Origin of the sequence: Paraburkholderia sp. BR10937 (assembly GCF_040965695.1) — a bacterium.
In the GTDB taxonomy this organism is placed as follows: Bacteria; Pseudomonadota; Gammaproteobacteria; order Burkholderiales; family Burkholderiaceae; genus Paraburkholderia.
In genome coordinates, this window is sequence record NZ_JBFRCL010000100.1 from 1 (window position 1) to 20,743 (window position 20,743).

General features: G+C 64.3%; 17 protein-coding genes and 3 tRNA genes. 15 read left to right on the forward strand and 5 right to left on the reverse strand.

Annotation, left to right across the window (positions count from 1 at the left end):
* The 3 genes from AB4Y44_RS40960 to AB4Y44_RS40970 form a co-directional block, all read right to left on the reverse strand.
* Window positions 1-268, reverse strand: a 268-nt coding sequence (locus tag AB4Y44_RS40960; protein ID WP_368702679.1) for a peptidylprolyl isomerase, incomplete at its 3' end; no start/stop codon positions are given.
* 162 nt (window positions 269-430) lie between these two features.
* Entirely contained in the window at window positions 431-1,015 is a 585-nt protein-coding gene (locus AB4Y44_RS40965) for a peptidylprolyl isomerase (protein ID WP_324141487.1), read from the reverse strand.
* A 58-nt stretch (window positions 1,016-1,073) separates the two neighbouring features.
* Window positions 1,074-1,784 carry a tetratricopeptide repeat protein gene (locus tag AB4Y44_RS40970; protein ID WP_342921407.1) on the reverse strand — a complete coding sequence of 237 codons (711 nt, stop codon included), beginning with the start codon at window positions 1,782-1,784 and terminating at the stop codon, window positions 1,074-1,076.
* Window positions 1,785-2,059: 275 nt separating this feature from the next.
* Here AB4Y44_RS40970 and cysS point away from each other — a divergent pair, with 275 nt between their 5' ends.
* From cysS to AB4Y44_RS41005, 7 genes are all read left to right on the forward strand, one after another.
* Window positions 2,060-3,457, forward strand: a complete 1,398-nt coding sequence (gene cysS, locus AB4Y44_RS40975; RefSeq protein ID WP_342921406.1) for a cysteine--tRNA ligase — start codon at window positions 2,060-2,062, stop codon at window positions 3,455-3,457.
* 47 nt (window positions 3,458-3,504) lie between these two features.
* A complete protein-coding gene (locus AB4Y44_RS40980; RefSeq protein ID WP_342921405.1) occupies window positions 3,505-4,389 on the forward strand; it encodes a DNA-3-methyladenine glycosylase in 885 nt (294 codons plus the stop codon).
* Window positions 4,390-4,517: 128 nt separating this feature from the next.
* A complete protein-coding gene (locus tag AB4Y44_RS40985; RefSeq protein ID WP_028204107.1) occupies window positions 4,518-5,489 on the forward strand; it encodes an acetyl-CoA carboxylase carboxyltransferase subunit alpha in 972 nt (323 codons plus the stop codon).
* A 41-nt stretch (window positions 5,490-5,530) separates the two neighbouring features.
* Window positions 5,531-6,961: a tRNA lysidine(34) synthetase TilS gene (gene tilS / locus AB4Y44_RS40990; protein WP_368702680.1), complete on the forward strand. Its 1,431-nt coding sequence runs from the start codon at window positions 5,531-5,533 to the stop codon at window positions 6,959-6,961.
* 437 nt (window positions 6,962-7,398) lie between these two features.
* The gene (locus tag AB4Y44_RS40995) at window positions 7,399-8,649 is read left to right on the forward strand and encodes an aspartate kinase (RefSeq protein ID WP_042265048.1); all 1,251 of its coding nucleotides are present in this window, start codon (window positions 7,399-7,401) and stop codon (window positions 8,647-8,649) included.
* Window positions 8,650-8,861: 212 nt separating this feature from the next.
* Window positions 8,862-8,955 (forward strand) — tRNA-Ser (locus AB4Y44_RS41000).
* Between the two features lie 413 nt (window positions 8,956-9,368).
* Window positions 9,369-9,716, forward strand: a complete 348-nt coding sequence (locus tag AB4Y44_RS41005; protein WP_368702681.1) for a hypothetical protein — start codon at window positions 9,369-9,371, stop codon at window positions 9,714-9,716.
* Between the two features lie 139 nt (window positions 9,717-9,855).
* On the opposite strand, the gene fabI is transcribed toward AB4Y44_RS41005, so the two are convergent.
* Window positions 9,856-10,644: an enoyl-ACP reductase FabI gene (gene fabI, locus AB4Y44_RS41010; RefSeq protein WP_028204103.1), complete on the reverse strand. Its 789-nt coding sequence runs from the start codon at window positions 10,642-10,644 to the stop codon at window positions 9,856-9,858.
* A gap of 201 nt (window positions 10,645-10,845) precedes the next feature.
* Between fabI and AB4Y44_RS41015 the strand changes: the two genes are divergently transcribed.
* From AB4Y44_RS41015 to AB4Y44_RS41035, 5 genes are all read left to right on the forward strand, one after another.
* Window positions 10,846-12,675: an extracellular solute-binding protein gene (locus AB4Y44_RS41015; RefSeq protein WP_342921401.1), complete on the forward strand. Its 1,830-nt coding sequence runs from the start codon at window positions 10,846-10,848 to the stop codon at window positions 12,673-12,675.
* A gap of 27 nt (window positions 12,676-12,702) precedes the next feature.
* Window positions 12,703-13,740, forward strand: a complete 1,038-nt coding sequence (locus AB4Y44_RS41020; protein ID WP_028204101.1) for a microcin C ABC transporter permease YejB — start codon at window positions 12,703-12,705, stop codon at window positions 13,738-13,740.
* A 1-nt stretch (window position 13,741) separates the two neighbouring features.
* Entirely contained in the window at window positions 13,742-14,848 is a 1,107-nt protein-coding gene (locus AB4Y44_RS41025) for an ABC transporter permease (protein WP_342921400.1), read from the forward strand.
* Window positions 14,845-16,464: an ABC transporter ATP-binding protein gene (locus tag AB4Y44_RS41030; protein ID WP_368702682.1), complete on the forward strand. Its 1,620-nt coding sequence runs from the start codon at window positions 14,845-14,847 to the stop codon at window positions 16,462-16,464. Before AB4Y44_RS41025 ends, AB4Y44_RS41030 begins: the two co-directional genes overlap by 4 nt.
* Window positions 16,465-16,624: 160 nt before the next feature.
* A complete protein-coding gene (locus AB4Y44_RS41035) occupies window positions 16,625-17,335 on the forward strand; it encodes a C40 family peptidase (RefSeq protein ID WP_342921398.1) in 711 nt (236 codons plus the stop codon).
* A gap of 101 nt (window positions 17,336-17,436) precedes the next feature.
* Here AB4Y44_RS41035 and AB4Y44_RS41040 read toward each other — a convergent pair whose 3' ends face one another.
* Window positions 17,437-18,381, reverse strand: coding sequence for a patatin-like phospholipase family protein (locus AB4Y44_RS41040; RefSeq protein WP_342921397.1), 945 nt, complete (start codon window positions 18,379-18,381; stop codon window positions 17,437-17,439).
* A 487-nt stretch (window positions 18,382-18,868) separates the two neighbouring features.
* On the opposite strand from AB4Y44_RS41040, the gene gltX reads away from it, so the two are divergent.
* From gltX to AB4Y44_RS41055, 3 genes are all read left to right on the forward strand, one after another.
* Window positions 18,869-20,290, forward strand: coding sequence for a glutamate--tRNA ligase (gltX, locus tag AB4Y44_RS41045; protein ID WP_342921396.1), 1,422 nt, complete (start codon window positions 18,869-18,871; stop codon window positions 20,288-20,290).
* Between the two features lie 246 nt (window positions 20,291-20,536).
* Window positions 20,537-20,612, forward strand: a tRNA-Ala gene (locus AB4Y44_RS41050).
* Between the two features lie 55 nt (window positions 20,613-20,667).
* Window positions 20,668-20,743: transfer RNA gene (locus AB4Y44_RS41055), tRNA-Glu, on the forward strand.

Sequence of the window (20,743 nt, forward strand, 5' to 3'; positions counted from 1 at the left end):
CGTTGGTGCGCGCCATGGCGATCGAGCCGCGCTCGTTCTTCAGGCCGTTGTTCGCTTCGTTTTCGATCGGCGCTTCGGTCGGCTTCTGCTTCATGCCGGCGTCGAAGCCGCCGCCCTGGATCATGAACCCGTCGATGACACGGTGAAACACCGTGCCGTCATAGTGGCCGTTCTTCACGTAGTTGAGGAAGTTGGCGACCGTCTTCGGGGCCTTCTCGGCGTTCAGTTCGAGCTTGATGACGCCGTGGTTCGTGTGCAGTTCGACCATGATGGGTTCCTTTGCCTGTGGCTGGGGGAATGAACGTCGCTGCATCGGCAAGAGGCGGGGCGTGTTGCCCAACGCGTGTGCCGGCGCCGCGACGTGCGACGGGTGAGGGCGGCGCTGCCGCCCGGTTAGTCGATGATTAACTGTGGCGTGTTGCCGGCGTGTTTATTTGCCGACGACGGTCGCCGACTCGATCACGATTTCCTTTTGCGGCACGTCGGCCATCGGGCCTCGCGAGGTGGTGGGCGCCGCTTCGATCTTCTTCACGACGTCCATGCCTTGCGTGACCTTGCCGAACACGGCATAGCCGTTGCCGTCCGGGTTCGGATAGTCGAGGCCGGCGTTGTCGACCGTGTTGATGAAGAACTGCGCGGTGGCCGAATTCGGGTCGCTCGTGCGCGCCATTGCGATCGTGCCCGTGAGATTCTTCAGGCCGTTCTTGCTCTCGAGTGCGATCGGCGCACGCGTGGGCTTCTCGACGAAGCTTTGCGTGTAGCCGCCGCCCTGGATCATGAAGCCGCGAATCACGCGATGAAAGATCGTGCCGTTGTACTGGCCAGCCTTCACGTACTGCAGGAAATTGTCGACGGTCTTCGGCGCTTTCTCCGGATAGAGCTCGACGCGAATGTCGCCTTCACTGGTCTTGAAGAGCACTTGCGGATGCGCGGCGGCCGGCTGGCCGTTTTGCGCAAAAGCGGGTGCGTTCGCGATCAGGGCGGCGCTGCCGAGCGCCAACATCAACCATTTCATGAGTATCCTCGGAAGTGCGGGAAAAACGTCTCGCGGCGCGCACGGTGCGCGCCAGATGTTAGTTCGACGGCGCCACGAAAGGCGGCATCGCGAGCGACCCGGTCGAGCCGCCGAACTGGTACGCGGGGTTGCTGAGCGCGGGCACGATGGCCGACGGGCTCGCTGCCGATGCGCCTTCTGCCGCTGCGGCGGCCGACTTCTTTGGCGCGGGCGGCGGCGAGATGATCTTCGCGATGTCGGCCTGGCGCTGCTGCGTGGTGGCGCTTGCATGGCCAAGCGTTTGCGCGCGGCGGTATGACGCGTCGGCCAGACGCAGGTACAGGTCGCCGAGATTTTCCCACGCGAGTCCGTACGACGGGTTCGCCTTCACCGCGGTTTCGAGCGCAACGCGCGCCTCGTCGTAGCGGCCATGCTTCGCGTAAAGCGCCGCGAGATTGTTGTAAGGCTCGGGCAATTCGGGGTAGAGCTGCGTGAGCTCGGTGAACGCCTCGATTGCGTCGTCGTCGCGGTTCAAGCGCGCGAGAATGGTCGCGCGCTTGAACTTCGCCTGCACGTCGCGCGGGTTCGTCTTGATGCGTGCGTCGAGCTGGCTCAGCGCGCCAGCCCAGTCGTGCTGGCTGATCGCGGCGTCGGCGCCGGGCGTCGCGTCGGAGGTCGCCGGGGGCGCGGCATGCGCGATGCTGATACTGCACAGCACGATCGCGACGCTCGAGAGAGCCGACGCGGCAAGGGTCGCAGCACGGGGCGCGCGGCCGCTGGAAGGTTTCATAGGGTGAGGTCGCGGTGTTATACTCCGAGCCATTCTAACAAAAGGTCTGTGCGTTTTCGTCGCGCGCTTTGTCCCTCGCCCGTTTCATTCGCATTCCGGGCGCGCTGCGCGAGTCGCCGGGCTTTCCAACGCCACTCGTGGTCGTCTCCGCCCCGATAGCAACCTGGTTGCAGTCCGGACGCCGACAGACAGCAGCCTGAGCAATGCGGGCATCACCCGCTGGCTGCGGTCGGCGCCGCCGCGGATTTCTTTCGACCCACGTATCCATCGCCTTTATGGAATCACTGCGCATCTACAACACGCTCGCGCGTGACAAGCAAAATTTCGTGCCACTCGAGCCCGGCGTCGTGCGTATGTACGTCTGCGGGATGACGGTGTACGACTATTGTCATGTCGGGCATGCGCGTGTGATGGTGGTGTTCGATATCGTGCAACGCTGGCTGCGCGCGCTCGGTTACAACGTGACCTATGTGCGCAACATTACCGATATCGACGACAAGATCATTCGTCGTGCGGTAGAAAACGGCGAGACGATCAAGCAGCTCACCGACCGCTTCATCGCGGCGCTGCACGAAGACGCGGACGCGCTCGGCATCGAGCGTCCCGATCATGAGCCGCGCGCGACGCAGTACATCCCGCAGATGCTCGACATGATCGGCAAGCTCGAGCGCAACGGCTACGCGTACCAGGGTGCGGACGGCGACGTGAACTACGCGGTGCGCAAGTTCGCGAACTATGGCGCGCTCTCGGGCAAGTCGATCGAAGACCTGCGCGCGGGCGAGCGTGTGGCGACGAACGATGCCAAGCAGGATCCGCTTGACTTCGTGTTGTGGAAACAGGCAAAACCGCAAGAGCCGGCCGACACGAGCTGGGACTCGAAGTATGGACGCGGGCGTCCGGGCTGGCATATCGAATGCTCGGCCATGGGCTGCACGTTGCTCGGCGAGCACTTCGACATTCATGGCGGCGGCCAGGACCTGCAGTTTCCGCACCACGAGAACGAGATCGCACAGAGCGAAGGCGCGACCGGCAAGACGTTCGTCAATACCTGGATGCATAACGGCTTCGTGAATATCGACAACGAGAAGATGTCGAAGTCGCTCGGCAACTTCTTCACGATCCGCGAAGTGCTGGCGAAGTACGATGCCGAAGTGGTGCGCTTCTTCATGGCGCGCGCGCATTACCGCTCGCCGCTGAATCACAGCGACGCGCATCTCGACGACGCGCGCAACGCGCTCACGCGTCTTTACACCGCGTTGAAGGACGTGACGCCGGACGCGGGCGAGCTTGACTGGAACGAGCCGTACGCGCAACGTTTTCGTGCGGCAATGAACGACGATTTCAACACGCCGGTGGCGATCGCCGTGCTGTTCGAACTCGCGAGCGAGGTGAACCGCACGCGCGACGCCATGCTCGCGCGTCAGCTGCAGCGCCTCGCACGTGTGATCGGGCTGCTCGTGCGCGAGCCGCGCGTGTTCCTGCAACAGGCCGCGGGCGCACAAGATGCAGGCGCGCTCGACGTGGCAGCGATCGAAGCGAAAATCGCGGCGCGCACGGCGGCCAAGCAGGCGAAGCAATATGCGGAGGCGGACCGGATTCGGGCCGAACTGCTCGAATCCGGTGTCGCGCTCGAAGACAAACCGGGCGGGTTGACCGAGTGGCGCCGCGTGTAAGCGGGCTGTCCAGTTTCCACTGATCGATTCGCGAGGCAGGAGGCAGGATGGCAACGGCCACGAAGACGCAGACCAGGCGGTCTGCGTCGCTAACGGGCGGAACTGCGGGCGCACCCGCAGGTGCAAAGCGTGCGCTCAATGGAGCGGGCGGCAAGGCAGCGACGAAGGCGGCTGCGAAGACGGCGCGTGGGAAAACCAACGGCGCGTCCGGCTCGCACGAAGTGCTCGACGGCGCGGCCATCGAGGCTGCGCTCTCCAATGGTCCGGCGGCACTCGAAGCCGTGGAGCCCGCGGCGAACGCGCTGGGCGATCTCGAGTTCGAAGTGCAGCGTCCCGACTATTGGGACAAGGCCTGTGCGGACCTCGTCAAGCGCGACCGTATTCTCAAGAAGCTGATTCCGAAGTTCGGCCCCGTGCATTTGTTGAGCCGCGACGATCCGTTCGTCACGCTCGCGCGCTCGGTGGTCGGCCAGCAGATTTCGACGGCGGCGGCGCAGGCGCTTTGGCAGCGTGTGGAAGCCGCATGCCCAAAGCTCGTGCCGCAGCAGTTCCTGAAACTCGGTCACGAAAAGCTGGCCGCGTGCGGCCTCTCGAAACGCAAGACGGAATACATCCTCGATCTCGCGCAGCATTTCGTTTCGGGTGCGTTGCACGTCGGCAAGTGGACGTCGATGGACGACGAAGACGTGATCGCGGAGCTCACGGCGATTCGCGGCATTGGCCGCTGGACCGCCGAAATGTTCCTGATCTTCAATCTCGCGCGCCCGAATGTGCTACCGCTCGACGATCTGGGCCTGATCCGCGCGATCAGCGTCAACTATTTCAGTGGCGAGCCGGTCACGCGCAGCGAAGCGCGCGAAGTCGCGGCCAACTGGGAGCCGTGGCGTACCGTCGCGACCTGGTATATGTGGCGCAGCCTCGAGCCGTCGTGAGGCCCGGGGCAGTCGTCAGTGACTAAGAAAAATGCTATCGATCGAAGAAATCGATAGTTCTGAGCCGATTTCGGCGCGGGCTGGCGCGGTTAGAATACGCGCTGCCGCAAAGTGAAGGATTCCCACACATGAAGACCACGTTTCTGGATTTCGAACAGCCGATCGCTGAACTGGAAGCGAAGATCGAAGAACTGCGCTTCGTTCAGGACGATTCGGCCGTCGATATTTCGGAAGAAATCGAGCGGCTGTCGAAGAAGAGCCAGCAGCTCACGAAGGACCTCTATGCGAACCTGAGCCCGTGGCAGGTTTCGCAGATCGCGCGTCATCCGCAGCGTCCGTACACGCTCGACTACGTGCACGAGCTTTTTACCGATTTTCACGAACTCCATGGCGACCGCTCGTTCGCGGACGACCTTTCCGTCGTCGGCGGCCTCGCGCGCTTCAATGGCCAGGCCTGCATGGTGATCGGCCACCAGAAGGGCCGTGACACGAAGGAGCGCGCCGCGCGCAACTTCGGCATGCCGCGCCCGGAAGGCTATCGCAAGGCCGAACGCCTGATGCGTCTCGCCGAAAAATTCGGCCTGCCCATCTTCACGTTCGTCGACACGCCGGGCGCGTACCCGGGCATCGGCGCGGAAGAGCGCGGCCAGTCGGAAGCCATTGGCCGCAATCTCTATGTGATGGCCGAACTCAAGACGCCGATCATCACGACGATCATCGGCGAAGGCGGTTCGGGCGGCGCGCTCGCTGTGGCCGTGGCCGATACCGTCATGATGCTGCAGTTCTCGACCTACTCGGTGATTTCGCCGGAAGGCTGCGCGTCGATTCTCTGGAAGAGTGCCGCGAAGGCGCCGGAGGCTGCGGAAGCGCTGGGCCTCACGGCGCACCGTCTCAAGGCGCTGGGCCTCATCGACAAGATCGTGAACGAGCCGCTCGGCGGCGCGCATCGCGACCCGAAGGGCATGGCCGCGCTGCTGCGCCGCGCGCTCGCCGACTCGCTGCGCCAGTTCCAGGGTATGAGCATCGCCGATCTGAAGCAGCGCCGTTTCGAGCGCCTGATGGCCTACGGCAAGTTCAAGGAAACGACGCCGGGCGCCTAAGGCGCGCGACGTCAACGTTCCTCGACGTCTGCGGTCGTGCTGTGACCGACCATCCCAAATCCGACGCCGGGCGCATCGTTCTCGATGTGCTCGGCGTTGTGCTTTCCACGCTTTCCGACGACGCACGCATCGCGATCGCGTATAGCGGCGGGCTCGACTCGTCCGTGCTGCTGGACGCCGCGGTGCGGGCGGCGGGCGCACAGCGTCTCGTCGCACTGCATGTGCATCACGGCCTGAGCCCGAACGCCGACGCATGGCTTGCCCATTGCGAGGTAACCGCGCGCGCGTACGGCGTGACATTCGACGCGAGGCGCGTAGAGTTGGCGCGCGACGACGCGGCCGGCGTCGAGGCGGCTGCCCGCGACGCGCGCTACCGCGCGCTCGACGCGATGTGCGCGGCGCACGGCGTGCAGGCGCTCTGGCTCGCGCAGCATGCGGACGATCAGGCGGAGACGGTGCTGCTGCAGTTGCTGCGCGGTGCCGGGCTCGCGGGGCTCGCGGCGATGGCGCCGGCACGTGCGAGCGCGAATGGCGTGGCGCGCATGCGGCCACTGCTCGCGCTGTTGCGCATGCAACTGGAGCGTTATGCGAGCGAGCACGGCCTGCGCTGGATCGACGACGAATCGAACGACGACACGCGCTACGCGCGCAACGCCTTGCGTCACGACGTGATGCCGGCGCTCTCGGCTCATTTTCCTGGCTATCGCGATGCGCTCGCGCGCACGGCGGCGCATGCAGCTGCTTCGCAGCGTCTGCTCGACGATCTCGCGCGCATCGATTTGCGCGACGTCGGACGCGAGGGCGACCGCGCGCTTTCACATGCCGCGCTGCTCGCGCTCGACGATACACGCGCCCTCAATGTGCTGCGTTACTGGATGCGCGCGCTTGGCCTGCCGGCGGCATCGACGGCGCGGCTTGCGGATATGTTGCGGCAGTTGCGCGAGATTGCGCGCGATGATGTGAGCGGTCACGCATTGCGCGTCGATCACGCCGGACACCGCTTGCGCGTGTATCGCGGCATCGTCTCGTGGGAAGCCGTGCGCGCGCGCGACGAACGCGCAGGCGAGGGCGCCGCTCATGCGCGCGCGCCCGTGTCGTTGACCTGGCGCGGCGAGGAAGTCTGGTGGCTGCCGGCATGGCGCGGGACCTACGTCTTCGCGCCCGCCGCTCCCGACGATGCCGACGCCGTTCCGGAGCGCGTGCTCGCGAGCGCGCCGCTCGTCGCGCGCGAGCGCAGCGGCGGCGAGCGCTTGCGCGACGAAGCCGCGAACGTGAGCCGCACGCTCAAGAACCTGTTCCAGACGCGCGGCGTGCCGGCATGGGAGCGCGACGTGCCGTTGCTCTATGTGGGCGAGACGCTGCTGTTCGTGCCCCGTATCGGCGTGAACCGGTCGGCGTTCGGCGCGACGCCCGGCGAGCCTGGCGCGGCCTGGCGTCGCATCGAATGGCGAGAGGATGTGCTGATCGCCTGAAGTCGCGTTCGACGTCACCGATCAATTCGCCGACGGGAATGGCGATCGCTCCCCCGCAAATGCTTGCCACACAAGCCTTTTTCGGCATCCGCAAGCGTGTTCTGTCTTGTAATTTGGGCGTCAATCGGGTAGTGTAAGTCGTTTGTCCAGCCCGCTTTTTCGCGTTCGCGGACGCCGTCAAAAGCGGCGTGTCTCGTGAAGGCGCGATTTTTCCTTCGAGCGGTATCCGACGGTTGCAGGGACGTCGTAGCGGCATGCGGGCAGGGCGCGAGTGCAAGGCACCAGCGCGCGTCTATACGATGCGCCGGCCTTCGCGCCCCTGAGGCAAAACCCCGCGCGTGCTGCACGCGCTGAAGCCGCCGCCGTGGCCCCAAGGCGTCCGGGCGGCCCGGTTCTTCAGTGCGCCAGCGCGGTAACATCTCCAGTTCTGAACGACAATGGCACTCATCGTACACAAATACGGCGGCACCTCGATGGGCTCGGTCGAGCGCATCAAGAACGTCGCCAAGCGCGTCGCCAAATGGCACAAGGCCGGCCACAAGATGGTCGTCGTGCCCTCGGCGATGTCCGGCGAAACCAATCGTCTGCTCGGTCTCGCGAAAGAAATTTCGCCGCAGCCCAGCCCGCGCGAGCTCGACATGATTGCGTCGACCGGTGAGCAGGTGAGCGTCGGCCTCCTGTCGATCGCCCTGCAGGAAGCAGGCGTCGACGCCATCAGCTACACCGGCTGGCAAGTGCCGGTCAAAACCGACAGCTCGTTCACCAAGGCCCGCATCAACGACATCGACGGCGAGCGCGTGCTGGCCGATCTCGACGACGGCAAGGTGGTCGTGATCACGGGCTTCCAGGGCATCGACCCGGAAGGCCACATCACCACGCTCGGCCGCGGCGGCTCGGACACGTCGGCGGTTGCAGTCGCAGCGGCGCTGAAGGCCGACGAATGCCTGATCTATACGGACGTCGACGGCGTCTACACGACCGACCCGCGTGTGGTCGACGACGCACGCCGTCTCGACCGCATTACGTTCGAAGAGATGCTGGAAATGGCCAGCCTCGGCTCGAAGGTGCTGCAGATCCGCTCGGTGGAATTCGCGGGCAAGTATCAGGTGAAGACGCGTGTGCTCTCCAGCCTGACCGACCCGATGATGAACCTCGACGAGGAAATGTCCTCGGGCACCCTGATTACTTTTGAAGAAGACGAGACCATGGAAAAAGCAGTCATCTCGGGTATCGCGTTCCAGCGCGACGAGGCCCGCATCATCGTGATGGGCGTGCCCGACAAGCCCGGTATCGCGTATCAGATCCTCGGCCCGGTGGCGGACGCTAACATCGACGTCGACATGATCATCCAGAACCAGAGCGTGGACGGCAAGACCGACTTCACGTTCACGGTGCCGCGCGGCGACTACCAGCGCGCGATCGACGTCCTGAATAATCAGGTGAAGGGGCACGTGAGCGCGGAGAAGGTGCTCGGCGACGCGAAGGTGTCGAAGGTTTCGGTGGTCGGCGTGGGCATGCGCTCGCACGTGGGCGTGGCGAGCAAGATGTTCCGCACGCTCTCGGAAGAGGGCATCAACATCCAGATGATCTCGACCTCGGAAATCAAGATCTCGGTGCTGATCGACGAGAAGTACATGGAACTGGCGGTGCGCGCGCTGCATAAGGCGTTCGACCTCGAGCACGCTTAAATCGGGCTGTTTTTGCGCCGCCATTGTGTTGTGTGACGAGGGTGTGACGCGGTTTTCCGCTCAATTCCGCTTCGCGATGCCGCGCATGACGGTCGTTGTGCGCTTGCAGAAAAAACTTTGCAAAAAAGCGTCGTATGAATTGACCGGAAGGCGCTAACCCGCTATTATCTTGGCTTCGTTGCGCTGCCTCCCTGGCGCGAACGAAGTTTTCGGGAGACGTGGCCGAGAGGTCGAAGGCACTCCCCTGCTAAGGGAGCATCTGGGCCAAAACCTGGATCGAGGGTTCGAATCCCTCCGTCTCCGCCAGTAATGGCGGCGAAACCCCGCAAGTCTCGGCTTGCGGGGTTTTTGTTTTTCCGGTCGCAAATTGCTCGATCTGAGGAAGCAATGAGTCGTCGTTCGAACGGAGGGAAAAGGTGCTGCAAGAGTCCTCAGGAATGCCAGGTAACTTGTGGTGGCGCACTCGCGAGCAAAGGTTTTGTATTGAGGCGCCGATAAATGGAACAGGCGTCGCGAGTCATGCGGAGTCTCCTGCACACCGGCGCAAGCGATGCTATGCTCCCCGGCGCTGTTGGCCATCCGCCGCCCAGTGTAACGAGACGTAACGACATCCGACGCAGGCCAGGCTTGTGCATCAGTTATTACAAGTTTGAAATACGCGGGCGAAAGCCGTGCGTTATATTGGCTTCAACAAAACATCAAACCCGAAAGGTGAGTCCATGAAGTTCCCACGTGTTGTTGCAATGCTGCTCGGGGGCGTGGCTATCGGCGCATCGAGTGCTGCTATGGCTGGCGTGAGCGTTGGTGTCAACATCGGTATTCCGGCCCCGGTTTATGTCGCTCCGCAACCGGTCTACGCGCCGCCGCCTCCGCCGGTCGTCTATCAGCCGGCGCCAGTTTATGCGGCGCCGCCGGCCGTCGTCATCGGCTGGCACGGCGACCGTTACTGGGATGGCCGCCGCTACTGGGGGCGCGACGACTGGTATCGCCACCACGGCGGCTATGGCGGTCCGGGCCGCGGCCACTACGACCGCGACCACGGTGGTCCTCCGGGACATTGGCACTAAGCCGCGAGGCTCGTTGCCGGCGTGATGCGCGTGACACGGTGCGCATCGCACACCAGGCGTCGCGCCAAAAGAAAAGCCGCCCAGTGGGCGGCTTTTGCATTTTTGCCGTTGTGCGCGCAACGACGCCGCGAAGAGAGGCTTACTCGAGGCCGGCCATGCCGCCAACCACGGCGTTGAAGCCCGAGTCGACGTGCATGATCTCGGCGGTCACGCCGGCAGCCAGATCGGAGAGCAGGAACGCGGCGGAGTTGCCGACCTGCTCGATGGTCACGTTACGCTGCAGCGGGGCGTTCTGCTCGACGAAGTCGAGAATCTTGCCAAAGCCCTTGATGCCGCTTGCCGCGAGCGTCTTGATCGGACCGGCGGAAATGCCGTTCACGCGCACGCCTTGCGCCCCGAGCGCCACCGCGAGATAACGCACGCTCGCTTCGAGTGCGGCTTTCGCGACGCCCATCGTGTTGTAGTTCGGAATCGCGCGCTCTGCGCCGAGATAGGTCAGCGTCAGCAGCGAAGCGTTCTGGGCGAGCATCGGCTTGGCGGCCTTGGCGAGCGCCGGGAAGCTGTATGCCGAAATATCGTGGGCGATGCGGAAGTTCTCGCGCGTCATGCCATCGAGGAAGTCGCCCGCGATCGCTTCGCGCGGCGCGAAGCCGATCGAGTGGACGAGGCCGTCGAGCGTATCCCAGTGCTGCTTGAGGTCCGTGAAGAGCGCTTCGATTTGCGCGTCGTCGGCCACATCGCAGGGGAACACGAGGTTGCTGCCGAATTCCTGCGCGAACTCGGTGATACGGTCCTTGAAGCGGTCGCCGACGTACGTGAACGCCAGTTCCGCGCCTTCGCGCTTGCATGCCTGCGCGATGCCGTACGCGATCGAACGGTTCGACAGCAGGCCGGTCAACAGGATACGTTTGCCAGCGAGGAAGCCCATGAATTCTCCTAAATCAGGTCAATGCGCCAGCGCCTGTGGGGGCGGCGCCGCGTGGTTTGGGTAGAATTCTCTCACAACTGACAAGCCAGCCCGGACAATTACCGATCTATGACGACAGGAACGCGAGGCAGGACGGCGCTCGGCGCGCTTGGGGCAACCGTTCCTGCGGCTCGGCTCGCATTTGCCAAAAGGCTGGCGGCGATGTGTCTTGCGCTCGGATTCGGGCTGCTCGCCATGCCGAGCGCGCACGCGGTCTACGCCATTGCGCAGTACGGCGAGCCCAAATATCCGCAGGGATTCGCGCACTTCGACTACGTGAATCCCGATGCCCCCAAGGGCGGCACGCTCGTGCTCGCCAATCCCGACCGCCTCACGAGCTTCGACAAGTTCAACCCGTTCACGCTGCGCGGCAACGCGGCCCCGGGGCTCGGCATGTTGTTCGAGAGCCTCACGACGGGGAGCCTCGACGAAGTGGCCTCGGCCTACGGCTTGCTCGCCGACGACATCCGTATCGCGCCCAACGCGCTTTCGGTGACGTTCCACATCAACCCGAAAGCGCGCTTCTCTAACGGCGATCCGGTAACGGCCGAGGACGTGAAGTTCTCGCTCGATACGCTCAAGAGCCGCCAGGCCGCGCCCTCCATGCAGGCGTATTTCAGCGAGATCACGCGCGCGGTGGTGGTCGATCCCGCGACGATCCGCTTCGAGTTCCGCAGCAACAACCGCGAGCTGCCGCTCATCGCGGGCGGCATGCCGGTGTTCTCGCACAAGTGGGGCTTGCGCCCGGACGGTAGCCGCATCGCCTTCGATCAGCTCGCGTTCGAGCAGCCGATCGGCAGCGGCCCCTATGTGATCGACCGCTACTCGAACGGCCGCACGATTACCTACAAGCTCGACCCTAACTACTGGGGCAAGGACCTGCCGCTGCGCGTGGGCACCAACAACTTCGAGCGCATTACCTACAAGCTCTATGCGGATGACGTGGCCCGCCTCGAGGCCTTCAAGGCGGGCGAGTACGACGCGCTCGTCGAATACGTCGCGCGAAACTGGGTGCGGCGCGATGTCGGCAAGCGCTTCGACAGCGGCGAGCTCATCAAGCGCGAGTTCCCGCAGCACAACGGCACCGGCATGCAGGGCTTCGTCATGAATTTGCGCAGGCCAGTGTTCCAGGACGTGCGCGTGCGCCGCGCTCTCGATCTCGCGCTCGACTTCCCGTGGCTCAACCGCATGCTGTTCTATAGCCAGTACCGTCGCATCGACAGCTGGTTCGCGAACACGCAGCTGCAGGCAAAGGGGCTGCCATCGCCCGGCGAGCTTGCCTTGCTCGAGCCGTGGCGCAAGTCGCTCGATCCCGCCGTGTTCGGGCCGCCGCCCGTGCAGCCCGATACGACCCCGCCGGGATCGCTGCGTGCGAATCTGCTCAAGGCGCGCGCGCTGCTCGCCGAGGCCGGCTGGACCTATCGCGACGGCGCGCTGCGCAACGAGAAGGGCGAACCGTTCACGTTCGAGGTGCTCGACGATACGAGCGCTTCGGCGCAGTGGGCGCCGATCATGGCGCAGTACACGCAGGCGCTCAGGCGCCTTGGCATCCAGGTGAACTATCGCTCGGTCGATTTCGCGCTCTACCAGAAGCGGCTCGATGCCTTCGACTTCGACATGACGACTATCAAGTTCCCCGACGTCCAGGTGCCGGGCGCGGAACAGGTCGACCGCTTCGGCAGCAAGGCCGCCGACGAGCCGGGCTCGGGCAATCTGCTGGGCCTGAAGTCGCCGGCCGTCGATGCGATCCTCAAGGCGCTCACGCAGGCGCAGACGCTCCAGCAACTGCTCGACGCCACGCATGCGCTCGACCGGGTGCTGATGCACGGCTACTATGTGGTGCCGCAGTGGTACAGCGCGACGCACCGTGTGGCGTTCAAGAACACGCTGGCGTATCCGGCGAAATTGCCGCTGTACTATGGCGCGAACGACTGGATCATCTCGACGTGGTGGTTCAAGCCGCAGCCCGAGCCCCAAGCGGCCGGTCATTGACAACGGACACGACGGGAGCAACGAATCATGTGGAGCTACATCGTCAAGCGCCTGCTGCTGATGATCCCGACGCTGCTCGGCGTGCTCACGCTGACCTTCGGCGTGATCCAGTTCGTGCCGGGGGGGCCCGTCGAACAGGCGGTGCGCGAATTGCGGCGGGGCGCGGAGCAGGGCATGCCGTTCGGCATGCGCGCGCATTCGGGCGTGGACGCGCAGCAGATCGCGCAGCTCAAGCAGCTTTACGGCTTCGACAAGCCGCCGCTGCAACGCTATTTCCTGATGCTCGGACGTTTTGCGCGCTTCGATCTCGGACAGAGCTATTTCCATCACCAGAGCGTGTGGTCGCTGATCATTTCCAAGCTGCCGGTTTCGATCAGCATCGGCCTCTGGACCTTCTTTCTTACTTATCTGATATCGGTGCCGTTGGGCATCGCGAAGGCGGTGCGCAACGGCTCGCGGTTCGACCTCGTGACGAGTCTCGTCGTGCTCGTCGGTTACGCGATTCCGGGCTTCGTGCTGGGCGTGCTGCTGCTCGTGCTGTTCGGCGGAGGCTCGTTCCTGCAGCTTTTCCCGCTGCGCAATCTCACGTCTGACAACTGGGACACGCTCTCGCTCGGCGGCAAGATTCTCGACTATCTCTGGCACATCACGCTGCCCGTGACGGCCTCGGTCGTGGGCAGTTTCGCCGTCACGACCATGCTGACCAAGAACGCCTTTCTCGAAGAGATCCGCCGCCAATACGTGCTGACTGCGCGCGCGAAAGGCCTCTCGGAACGCACCGTGCTCTGGAAGCATGTATTCCGCAACGCGCTGTTGCCGCTCGTGGTGGGCTTCCCGGCGGCGTTCATCGGCGCGTTCTTCACCGGCAGTCTGCTGATCGAAACGCTGTTCTCGCTCGACGGGCTCGGTCTGCTTTCGTACGAATCCGTCGTGCGGCGCGATTATCCGGTCGTGCTCGGCACGCTGTATCTCTTCACGCTGATCGGACTGCTAACCAAACTGATTTCCGATCTGTGCTACGTGTGGGTCGATCCCCGCATCCAATTCGAACAACTGGAGCGCTGAGTTGAACCGAGTCCGCGCTGGCGCCGAGCCCGAACTGCGTACCGAGAGCGTGCGCGCCTTCAAGTCCCCCACACCGGCCCGCCGCGTGTGGCTGCGCTTCAAGCAGCAGCGTCTTGGCTACTGGAGCCTGATCGTGTTTCTCGTTGCGTTCGCAGCGAGCCTCGCGGGTCCGCTCTGGTGCAACGACAAGCCGCTCGTCGTGCACTACGACGGGCACCTGTATTTCCCGCTGTTCAAGGACTATCCGGAAACCACGTTCGGCGGCGATTTTCCGACGCCTGCCGACTACCTCGATCCATACATTCGCCACCGCTTCGACGCGCCGGGCAACTTCGCGATCTATCCGCCGAACCCGTACTACTACGACACGCTCAACTACTTCGCGAAAGTGCCGAACCCCGCGCCGCCGTCGCGCCAGAACTGGCTCGGCACGGACGAAAGCGGCCGCGACCTGTTTGCCCGCCTGCTCTATGGCTTTCGCGTGTCGGTCGAGTTCGCGCTCGTGCTGACCGCTATCGGCACGTTGCTCGGCGTGCTGGCGGGCGCGGTGCAAGGGTACTTCGGCGGCAAGGTCGATATCTTCGGGCAGCGTCTCATCGAGATCTGGAGTTCGCTCCCCGAGCTTTATCTGCTGATTATTTTTGCAGCGATCTTCGAGCCGGGCTTCGTGCTGCTGATCGTGTTGCTTTCGCTGTTCGGCTGGATCGGTTTGTCCGACTATGTGCGCGCGGAATTCCTGCGCAACCGCAACCAGGACTATGTGCTCGCCGCGCGCGCAATGGGCCTGTCGAACTGGCAGATCATCTGGCATCACGTGCTGCCCAACAGCCTCACGCCGGTCATCACGTTCCTGCCGTTTCGCATGAGCGGTGCGATTCTCGCGCTCACGAGTCTCGACTTCCTGGGCCTTGGCGTGCCCGCACCCACGCCGAGCCTCGGCGAACTGCTCGCGCAGGGCAAGCGCAATCTCGACGCATGGTGGATCGCGCTCTCGACTTTCGGCGTGCTCGTGGCGACGCTGCTGCTGCTCACCTTCATCGGCGACGCGCTGCGCAATGCGCTCGACACGCGCATTTCCGACGCCATGAAGGCCGGAGGCAACCAGTGAGCGCCGTGCCTCAGGACAACGCCGCGCCGCTCCTCTCGATCGAGCACTTGAGCGTGCGCTTCGACGAGACGCTCGCCGTCGATGACGTGACGCTCGCAATCGGGCGCGGCGAGCGCGTGGCGCTCGTCGGCGAGTCGGGCTCGGGCAAGACCGTCACCGCGCTCGCGGTACTGCGCTTGCTGCAGGACGCGCAGATCAGCGGAAGCATCCGCCTCGACGGCGACGATCTGCTCGCGAAGAGTGAGCGCGCGATGCGCGGCCTGCGCGGCAACGACGTCGCGATGATCTTCCAGGAGCCGATGACGGCGCTCAATCCGCTCTACACGATCGGCGAGCAGATCGCGGAAACCATCGTGCTGCACGACGGCGTCTCGAAGAGCGCGGCCTACGAGCAGGCGGTGGGCTTGCTCGAGCGCACGGGCATTGCCGAGGCGCGGCGGCGCGTGTCGAGTTATCCGCACCAGCTCTCGGGCGGCCAGCGCCAGCGCGTGATGATCGCGATGGCGCTCGCGTGCCGTCCGCGCCTCTTGCTCGCAGACGAGCCGACCACGGCGCTCGACGTAACGATCCGCGGCCAGATCGTCGATCTGCTGCTCGAACTGCAGCGCGAGGAGGCGGCGCGGCGCGGCATGTCCGTGCTGCTCATCACGCACGACCTGAACCTCGTGCGCCGCTTCGCGCAGCGCGTGGCCGTGATGGAGAAGGGCAGGCTCGTGGAGTCGGGCAGCGTCGAGCAGATCTTCGAGGCGCCGCAACACCCGTACACGCAACGGCTCATCGCGAGCCGGCCCGAGCGCCACGTGCTGCCCGTCCTGCCGATCGCGCCGGTTCTCCTGCAGGCGAAGGACGTGATCGTCGACTTCGCAACGAAGCTGCCGGGGTTTCGCGGCTGGTGGCAAAAGGGGCGCTATCGCGCCGTGAACGACGCGAACCTTGCGGTGCGCCAGGGCGAGACGCTCGGCATCGTCGGCGAGTCCGGATCGGGAAAAACGACGCTGGCGATGGCGATGTTGGGGTTGCAGCGAACGGCTGGCGGCGTCGTCGAGTTCCAGGGGCGGCCGATCGGGAGCTACAAGGGCCGCGACATGCTGTCGTTGCGCTCGCATCTGCAGGTTGTCTTTCAGGACCCGTTCAGTTCGCTTTCTCCGCGCCAGACCATCGAGCGCATCGTGGGGGAGGGGCTCGCGCTGCATCGGCCCGATCTTTCCAGCGAGGAGCGGCGCAAGCGCGTCGTCGGCGTGCTGCGCGAAGTGGGCCTCGATCGCACCGCCTTGCAACGATACCCGCACGAGTTCTCAGGCGGCCAGCGCCAGCGTATCGCCATTGCGCGCACGCTGGTGCTGGAGCCGCGCGTGATCGTGCTCGACGAACCGACCAGCGCGCTCGACGTGTCGATCCAGCAACAGGTGTTGAGATTGTTGACGGAGTTGCAACGCAAGTACAACCTGGGCTACGTGTTCATCAGCCACGACCTGGAGGTGATCGGCGCGATGGCGCACCGGGTGGTGGTGATGCAGGACGGGGCGATCGTCGAGACTGGAGAGGTCGCGCATATCTTCGACAGACCGGCCCATCCTTACACCCGAAAATTGTTGAAAGCTGCATTCGATCGCTAGGCTTTGGCGGAACTTTAGAGTGAATTTCGGTGAAATTCACCAATGAGGTGAATGTCGCGATTGAATTTTTCTATTTGTTTTGACACACAAATACTTACTGGCTAGTATCGTCCAAACTTTTCTACTAACTCCCTGATTTACGGGCAATTTCTACCGACCAATGCAGCACCGATACCTGACCCAGGCTTGCACGCGCGTCGTCGCCGGGATGTTCATCGGCGTACTGATGGCCGCAGCTCCCGGCGCGTTCGCCGACGAAGTAAGCAGCTTTAACCAGAATGCCTCATTTTCGCCGAGCAATTCGGCGAATCCGCAGTCCATCCCCGCAGTTCAGAACGCCCTCCAGAATGCCAACCAGGCGACCCCGGCGGCGGCTCCGGCCCCGACCGAAGGTGGCGCCAAGGCGTTCCTGTCCGGCATGGCCGGCAAAGCCGGCGACGTCGTTGTCGGCGCACTCAACATGATCGGCGTGCGTTACCGCTGGGGCGGCAACACGCCCGACTCCGGCCTCGACTGCAGCGGCTTCGTGCGCTACGTGTTCCAGGACACGCTCGGCATGTCGCTGCCGCGCCGCGCCGAGGAAATGAGCCGCGTGGGCGAGAAGGTCAGCATGAGCAACCTGAAGCCGGGCGACCTCGTGTTCTTCAACACGATGCGCCGCACATTCTCGCACGTCGGCATCTACATCGGCGACAACAAGTTCGTGCATTCGCCGTCGACCGGCAGCACGATCCGCGTCGACGACCTCGACGACGGCTACTGGGAAAAGCGCTTCACGGGTGCGCGCCGTGTCGAAACGTCGTTCACGCCGAACCAGCAGCAAAACCTCAAGCGCGTGAGCGCTCAGTTCGACGGCAACGGCGGCAACTGATCGGGGTTTTGTAGCGAACAAAAAAGCCTGTTTCTTGCGAAGCAGGCTTTTTGCGTTTTCTGCGCCCCTGAGCCCGCCGAAGGGGCGCTCGGATCAAGCGATCAAGCCGTCAGGCGCGCCGCGGCGAGCTTGCGCTCGAGCTCCAGCATGCTGCGCGCAGCGGCTTCCTCGCCCGCGAGAATCGCCGCGTTGCGCTGCGTGAAGTCGCTGGACGACATCGCGTTGAGGTTCGGGCGGATCACGACGTCGGCGTACTTGTCGAGCTCGTAGGTCTTGATCGTCTGGCCCATGATCGTGAAGGTCTGCATCAGCACGTCGAACTGGCTCAGCGTCGAGGCCGTCTCCGGGCGCGCCGAGATGTCCACGGCGATCACGAAGTCGGCGCCCATCTTGCGTGCGAACGAGGCCGGCACCGGGCTCACGAGGCCGCCGTCCACGTATTCATGTCCCGCGATCTTCACGGGCTCGAAAATCGACGGAATGCTGCACGACGCGCGCACGGCAATGCCCGTGTTGCCGCGCTGGAACAGGATGGGCTGGCCCGTGCGCAGGTCGGTCGAGACGACGCCGAGCGGTTTCGCCATCTTCTCGATGGGCCGGTCGTGCAGCGTGGTGTTCAGATAGTTCTGGAGTGCCACGCCCTGCAGGAGGCCGCGCGTGCGAAACGGCATCGCCCAGTCGCTGATCGAGGCTTCGTCCATCGTCAGCGCGAGCTTGTTGAGCGCGAAACCGTTCATGCCCGAGGCGTAAAGCGCCGCGACGACCGAGCCTGCGCTCGTGCCGACCACGAAGTCGACCTGCACGTTGCGCGCCTCGAGCGCCTTGATCACGCCGATATGCGCGAAGCCACGCGCCGCGCCGCCGCCGAGCGCGAGGCCCACGCGAACCGGGCGCGCCGGCCTGGCGACGGGCGGTGGGGGCGCGGTGGTGACGGGCGGCGGGACGCTGGCGGTCTGCGTGCCCGCGGTCGTGCACGCGGCAAGGACGGAGGAGGCGGCCGCAAGCGAAAAGTGCCGGCGGCTCAACGAGGGCGATGACTGCTTCAAGAAGGTTCTCCATGCGGTCCGCGGGCGTGTCCGGCAAGGAACGACGCGGTACCCCGGTCTGCTCGCGCGGGCGGCAGAGTATCTGTGTTTGCGCGCGCGACGCCGCATCGTGGTGGCGGCGCGCCGACATCATAAGGCAAAGCGCGGCCGGTTTAGCAGGCGTGCATGTAACGCGATGTGTCCACGATGTGACGGCAGATGACAACGTCCTCGGCGGCTTGCGGGCGCGCGGACGTTTGCAGGTGAGAAACGGGGCGTCCGCACGCGCGCTGCGGGCCTCGCCCCCAGGCCGAAGCAGTGCATGGCGGGTATAATCCCGTCTCTAATTTTCCGGATTCCCGTTCGTGTGCGCGAGGCTGCGCGCGCCCCGGCGCTCCCGCGCTAGCCGCGCGGGCCGAACCCGCCGCGAACCCCGGCCGTCCGCCGCCGTCGCTGCTTATATCGCGAGCGCCGCGCTCCGGATGGCATCGTCTTCGAGTAATTGCCCATGACTACCTCTGTCGTCCGTACCCGCTTCGCGCCGAGCCCGACCGGCTTCATCCACCTCGGCAACATCCGTTCCGCGCTTTACCCGTGGGCGTTCGCACGCCACAACAAGGGTGTCTTCGTGCTGCGGATCGAAGACACCGACCTCGAGCGTTCGACGTCTGAATCGGTCGATGCGATCCTCGAAGGCATGGAGTGGCTCGGCCTGAATTTCGACGAAGGTCCGTTCTACCAGATGCAGCGCATGGACCGGTATCGCGAAGTGCTCAAGGATATGCAGGAGCAGGGCCTCGTGTACCCGTGCTACATGTCGACCGAAGAGCTCGACGCGTTGCGCGAGCGCCAGCGTGCCGCCGGCGAGAAGCCGCGCTATGACGGCACGTGGCGCCCGGAGCCGGGCAAGGTGCTGCCCACGCCGCCGGCGGGCGTGGAGCCGGTGCTGCGTTTTCGCAACCCGCTCACGGGCGTGGTGGCATGGGACGACGCCGTCAAGGGCCGCGTGGAGATCTCGAACGAAGAGCTCGACGACCTCGTGATCGCGCGCCCGGACGGCACGCCGACCTACAACTTCTGCGTGGTCGTGGACGACCTCGACATGAAGATCACGCACGTGATTCGCGGCGACGACCACGTGAACAACACGCCGCGCCAGATCAACATCCTGCGCGCGCTCGGCGGCGAGCCGCCGGTCTACGCGCACCTGCCTACCGTGCTCAACGAGCAGGGTGAAAAGATGAGCAAGCGCCACGGCGCGATGAGCGTGATGGGCTATCGCGACGCAGGCTATCTGCCGGAAGCGGTACTCAACTATCTCGCGCGTCTGGGCTGGTCGCACGGCGACGCCGAAGTGTTCACGTGCGAGCAGTTCGTGGAGTGGTTCGATCTCGAGCATCTCGGCAAGTCGCCCGCGCAGTACGACCACAACAAGCTCAACTGGCTCAACAACCACTACCTGAAGGAAGCGGACAACGCGCGCCTCGCCGAGCTGTCGAAGCCGTTCTTTGTCGCACTCGGCGTGGACGACGCGGCGCTCGCCAGGGGCCCGTCGCTCGAAGGCGTGGTCGCCCTTTTCAAGGACCGTGCGAACACGATCAAGGAGATCGCCGAGAGCGCGATGATGTTCTATCGCGAGCCGCAGCCGGAAGCCGAAGCGCTGGCGCAGCACATCACGGACGCCGTGCGCCCCGCGCTCGCCGATCTCGCAGCCGCGCTCAAGGGCGCGGAGTGGACGAAGGAGGGCGTCTCGGCCGCGCTCAAGGCGACGCTCGCCACGCACAAGCTCAAGATGCCGCAACTCGCGATGCCGGCGCGCCTGCTCGTGGCAGGCACGACGCATACGCCGTCGGTCGATGCGGTGCTCGTGCTGTTCGGCCGCGAGGCGGTGGTGAGCCGCCTCGAGAAGGGCATTTCGGCTGCTAAATAAATTTTTTGAAGAATTTTTCGCCCGGACCCTAGCGCCCGGGCGGCAGTTCTTGTAGTATTCGGGCTCCGTTGAATACGGAGCGCGAGAGAGTCGCAAATAAGCGGCAAATAAGCAGTAAATCTCACGCAAAGAGCCGCAGAATCGGGCAACGAAGTTTCAAGGAAACCTCGAAGCGCTCCAAAAAACGATTCAAAAGCTCTTGACGAAAGCGAAATTGATGTTTAAAATCTCGCTTCTGTTCTGCAAGGGGGTATAGCTCAGCTGGGAGAGCGCTTGCATGGCATGCAAGAGGTCAGCGGTTCGATCCCGCTTACCTCCACCAACAGAACGCGCAGTAAGCAGTAGAGTGCAGCAAAGGCATTATCTGAAAAGATCATGTCCCCTTCGTCTAGAGGCCTAGGACATCACCCTTTCACGGTGAGTACAGGGGTTCGAATCCCCTAGGGGACGCCA

What these genes read in the sequence shown, in the direction of transcription:
- AB4Y44_RS40965 (WP_324141487.1), bottom strand. Translation starts at nt 1,015, where the DNA reads ATGAAATGGTTGATGTTGGCGCTCGGCAGCGCCGCCCTGATCGCGAAC.
- AB4Y44_RS40970 (WP_342921407.1), bottom strand. Translation starts at nt 1,784, where the DNA reads ATGAAACCTTCCAGCGGCCGCGCGCCCCGTGCTGCGACCCTTGCCGCG.
- cysS (WP_342921406.1), top strand. Translation starts at nt 2,060, where the DNA reads ATGGAATCACTGCGCATCTACAACACGCTCGCGCGTGACAAGCAAAAT.
- AB4Y44_RS40980 (WP_342921405.1), top strand. Translation starts at nt 3,505, where the DNA reads ATGGCAACGGCCACGAAGACGCAGACCAGGCGGTCTGCGTCGCTAACG.
- AB4Y44_RS40985 (WP_028204107.1), top strand. Translation starts at nt 4,518, where the DNA reads ATGAAGACCACGTTTCTGGATTTCGAACAGCCGATCGCTGAACTGGAA.
- AB4Y44_RS40995 (WP_042265048.1), top strand. Translation starts at nt 7,399, where the DNA reads ATGGCACTCATCGTACACAAATACGGCGGCACCTCGATGGGCTCGGTC.
- AB4Y44_RS41005 (WP_368702681.1), top strand. Translation starts at nt 9,369, where the DNA reads ATGAAGTTCCCACGTGTTGTTGCAATGCTGCTCGGGGGCGTGGCTATC.
- fabI (WP_028204103.1), bottom strand. Translation starts at nt 10,644, where the DNA reads ATGGGCTTCCTCGCTGGCAAACGTATCCTGTTGACCGGCCTGCTGTCG.
- AB4Y44_RS41015 (WP_342921401.1), top strand. Translation starts at nt 10,846, where the DNA reads ATGTGTCTTGCGCTCGGATTCGGGCTGCTCGCCATGCCGAGCGCGCAC.
- AB4Y44_RS41020 (WP_028204101.1), top strand. Translation starts at nt 12,703, where the DNA reads ATGTGGAGCTACATCGTCAAGCGCCTGCTGCTGATGATCCCGACGCTG.
- AB4Y44_RS41035 (WP_342921398.1), top strand. Translation starts at nt 16,625, where the DNA reads ATGCAGCACCGATACCTGACCCAGGCTTGCACGCGCGTCGTCGCCGGG.
- gltX (WP_342921396.1), top strand. Translation starts at nt 18,869, where the DNA reads ATGACTACCTCTGTCGTCCGTACCCGCTTCGCGCCGAGCCCGACCGGC.